General features: G+C 70.3%; 3 protein-coding genes. All 3 read left to right on the forward strand.

Annotated features, from left to right (window positions below; genetic code table 11):
* Positions 1 to 800 (forward strand): cytochrome bc1 complex diheme cytochrome c subunit (gene qcrC / locus MXD58_RS22305; RefSeq protein ID WP_250609860.1); only part of this gene is annotated, 800 nt, incomplete at its 5' end.
* Positions 797 to 2,095 carry a cytochrome bc1 complex Rieske iron-sulfur subunit gene (gene qcrA / locus MXD58_RS22310; protein ID WP_248837221.1) on the forward strand — a complete coding sequence of 433 codons (1,299 nt, stop codon included), beginning with the start codon at positions 797 to 799 and terminating at the stop codon, positions 2,093 to 2,095. The genes qcrC and qcrA, both read left to right, overlap by 4 nt.
* Entirely contained in the window at positions 2,092 to 3,699 is a 1,608-nt protein-coding gene (gene qcrB, locus MXD58_RS22315) for a cytochrome bc1 complex cytochrome b subunit (protein ID WP_248837222.1), read from the forward strand. The genes qcrA and qcrB overlap by 4 nt, the downstream gene beginning before the upstream one ends.
* Positions 3,700 to 3,949 lie beyond the last annotated feature (250 nt).

Below are 3,949 nucleotides of genomic sequence, written 5' to 3' on the forward strand. Positions count from 1 at the left end.
GTCGCGCCCCCCGCGGGCGCGCCGCCTCCGCGCGTCGCCGCCGCCGGTCGTCCGCCCTCGTGCTGCTTCTCGGCCTGCTGTCCACCGGAGTCCTGTGGTCGGTGCTGGCCCCCGGTGGCAACGCCGCCCAGACGGCGGACGCCAACGAGGCGGTCCGCCAGGGTCGTGCGCTCTACGCCCAGGGCTGCTCCACCTGCCATGGCCTGGGCGCGCAGGGCTCGACCACCGGCCCCAGCCTCATCGGCGTGGGCGCCGCGGCGGTCGACTTCCAGGTCTCCACCGGCCGCATGCCGCTCGCGGCCCCGGCCGCGCAGGCGGACCGCAAGCCCGCGCTGTACTCGCAGACGCAGATCGAGCAGCTCGCCGCGTACATCGACAGCCTCGGTGGCGGGCCGGAGGTGCCCAAGATCACCGACGCCGCGCTCGATGACGCCGACCTGTCGCACGGTGGGGAGCTCTACCGCGCGAACTGCGCGCAGTGCCACCAGGCCGTCGCGCAGGGCGCGCCGCTGACCTACGGTAAGTTCGCCCCTTCGTTGAGCGAGTCCACCCCGACGCAGATCGTCGAGGCCATGCGTACGGGGCCGGAGTCCATGCCGGTCTTCGGTGACCGGCAGATCGACGAGAAGGACGCCGTCGCGGTGGCGGCCTACGTCGAGCACCTGACCAAGTCGAAGAGCCCCGGTGGCTTCAGCCTCGGCAAGTACGGACCGGTGCCGGAAGGTCTGCTGGGCCTGCTGGTGGGCGTCGGCGGCCTGCTGGTCGTGTGCCTGTGGATCGGAGCGAGGCAGAAGGTATGAGTGACCAGACGGACCCGGATGAGCCGGGCCCGGCCGGAGCGGGCGGGGGCGATCAGCCGGCCGGCTCCTCCTCCGGTCGCATGGACTACTTGGGCTATCAGGGCGAGCCCGCCGACAAGGCTGACCAGGATTCGATGAGCAGCATCTTCAAGCGCGCCAAGCACCCGGTCGACACCTCGGGTGCGCCGGCCGGCGGCTCGGGCGTCTCGGCCGGCGGCCCGGACGTCGAGGCCGGCACCGACGACGGTCCGGAGGCGCTCGGCACGCCCCCGCACCAGACCGATTCCTCCCGCATCCCCGAGACCACGTCGATGCGGCCGGCGGGCGGCCACGGCGGTGGGGTCACCCCCCGCGCGCCGCGGGCCGAGGACGTCGACCGCCGCGCGGAACGGCGTGCGGAGCGGCTGATCGCCTTCTGGTTCATGATCTCGGTGGTCGGCACGGTCGGCTTCGTCATCACGAACTTCGTCGGCGACAAGCACAAGCAGTACTACACGCCGTGCCTCGGCTCGGCCCTCGGTATGGCCGTGGGCGGCCTCGGGATCGGGATGATCCTGTGGGCCAAGCGGCTGATGCCGCACGAGCAGGCGGTGCAGGAGCGGCACGAGTTCACCTCCAGCAAGGAGGAGATCGCGACCACCGAGGCCGAGCTCACCGCCGGCTTCGCCGACACCGGTCTCGCCCGCCTCCCGCTGCTGCGCCGCACCCTGCTGGGTGCCGGCACGGTGCTCGGGGGCCTGGTCGTGGTGCCGCTGCTGAACCTCACCAACGCCAAGCCCGGCAAGAGGCTCGATCACACCTCCTGGGTGAAGGGCGCGCGGCTGGTCACCGAGGACGGCCGGTTCATCAAGCTCGGTGACGTCTCCATCGGCGGCATCGAGACGGTCTTCCCGGCCCTGCCGGTCACCGGCGCGGACGGTTCCGTCTCCTACGAGCCCAAGACGGACGTGCAGACCAAGGCGGACAGCACCACGATCCTCATCCGCCTGCCCCCGGGCATCGACCGGCCCCGCAAGGGCCGGGAGGACTGGTCGATCGACGGCCACGTCGCCTACTCGAAGATCTGTTCGCACGCCGGCTGCCCCGTGAGCCTCTACGAGCAGCAGACCCACCACCTGCTCTGCCCCTGCCACCAGTCGGTCTTCGACGTGCTGGACGGGTGCCGGGCCATCTTCGGACCGGCGAGCCGATCGCTGCCCCAGCTGGCCATCGCAGCGGACGCGAACGGCTTCCTCTACGCCCGCAACGGTGACTACGACGAGCCCGTCGGTGCCGCGTTCTGGGAGCGCTCATGACATCCGCACCCCCACCTGAGTACGTCAAGCGGCCGACGCCGGTCCGCAAGGCCAACCGTGCGATCGACGAGCGGTTCGGCACGCAGGCCGGGCTGCGGCGCAACCTGAACAAGGTCTTCCCCGACCACTGGTCGTTCATGATCGGGGAGATCGCGCTCTACAGCTTCATCGTTCTGCTGCTCACGGGCATCTACCTCACGCTGTTCTTCGACCCGTCGAACACCGAGGTCATCTACAACGGCTCCTACGTGCCCCTCAAGGGCGTGGAGATGAGCCGGGCCTACGCCTCGACGCTGGACATCAGCTTCGACACCCGGGCCGGCCTGGTGTTCCGCCAGATCCACCACTGGGCGGCGCTGGTCTTCGTCGGTTCGATCGTCGTCCACCTGCTGCGGGTGTTCTTCACCGGTGCGTACCGCAAGCCCCGTGAGGTCAACTGGCTCATCGGCGTCGGTCTGCTGGTCCTCGGCATCCTCGAGGGCTTCGCCGGCTACTCCCTGCCGGACGACCTGCTCTCCGGCACCGGCCTGCGGATCGCCGCGTCGATCGCCCAGTCCATCCCGATCATCGGGACGTGGGCGTCGTTCATGCTGTTCAACGGCGAGTTCCCGGGCGCGAACTTCCTGCCCCGCCTCTACGTGATCCACATCCTGCTGGTGCCCGGCATCCTGCTCGCGCTCATCGGGGCGCACATGGGGATCCTCTGGCACCAGAAGCACACCGACTTCCCCGGGCCGGGCAAGACCGAGCACAACGTCGTCGGCCACCGGGTCTTCCCGATCTTCGCGGTGAAGTCCGGCGGGTTCTTCATGATGGTCTTCGCCATGCTGGCCCTGCTCGGTGGCCTGGCGCAGATCAACCCGATCTGGATGTTCGGCCCGTACGACCCGTCCAAGGTCTCCTCGGCGTCCCAGCCCGACTGGTACATCGGCTTCCTGGACGGCTCGACCCGACTGATGCCGCCGTGGGAGTTCCGCGGCCTCGGCCACACCGTCCCGGCGGTGTTCTGGCCGACGGCGGTGCTGCCCGGCATCCTGTTCACCCTGCTGGCGATCTACCCGTTCCTGGAGGCCAGGTTCACCGGCGACACCAAGTCGCACAACCTGCTCCAGCGGCCGCGGGACACGCCGGTCAGGACCGCGCTGGGCGCGATGTCGATCAGTTTCTACCTGGTTCTGTGGATCTCGGGTGGTAACGACGTCATCGCGAAGACGTTCAGCATTTCGCTGAACGCGATGACCTGGGCGGGCCGCATCGGCCTGATCATCGTCCCGCCGATCGCCTACGCGGTGACGAAGAAGCTCTGCATCGCGCTGCAGGAGAAGGACGCCGAGATCGCTCATCACGGCATCGAGACCGGCATCATCCGCCAGCTCCCCTCGGGTGAGTTCGTGGAGGACCACCGGCCGAAGCCGGAGCTGGTGCCCGACCACCCGCATGTCCCGACCGACCGCTACGCGCTCCCGTCCGCGAACGGGCACGACGACGGCCACGGCAAGGGGCTCGCGCGGCGCGCGGGCAAGGCGGTCAGCGGCTTCTTCGTCGAGGAGAAGGAACCGGGAACCCCCGGCCACGACGTCCCGGCGGGCAGCGACAAGCACTGACGGTCCGCGCACCCGGGTGCGCCATCGTCCGGCCGCGGGGCCGGTTCGCCGACCTCGGCGGGCCTGCCCCGCGGCTTTTCGCCGTGTCCCAGCGCTTCGCGGTGTCCCAGCGCTTCGCGGTGTCTCAGCGCTTCGCGGTGTCTCAGCGCTTCGCGGTGTCTCAGCGCAGCGGCCGGTGCCCGGTGCCCGGGCGGGCGGTCGGGAGGGGCACTTCGTCGCGGGCGTGGGACAGCTCCGCGTAGCGCCGGGC

The sequence above is a fragment of the Frankia sp. AgKG'84/4 genome, assembly GCF_023242965.2.
Classification (GTDB): domain Bacteria; phylum Actinomycetota; class Actinomycetes; order Frankiales; family Frankiaceae; genus Frankia.

What these genes read in the sequence shown, in the direction of transcription:
- qcrA (WP_248837221.1), top strand. Translation starts at nt 797, where the DNA reads ATGAGTGACCAGACGGACCCGGATGAGCCGGGCCCGGCCGGAGCGGGC.
- qcrB (WP_248837222.1), top strand. Translation starts at nt 2,092, where the DNA reads ATGACATCCGCACCCCCACCTGAGTACGTCAAGCGGCCGACGCCGGTC.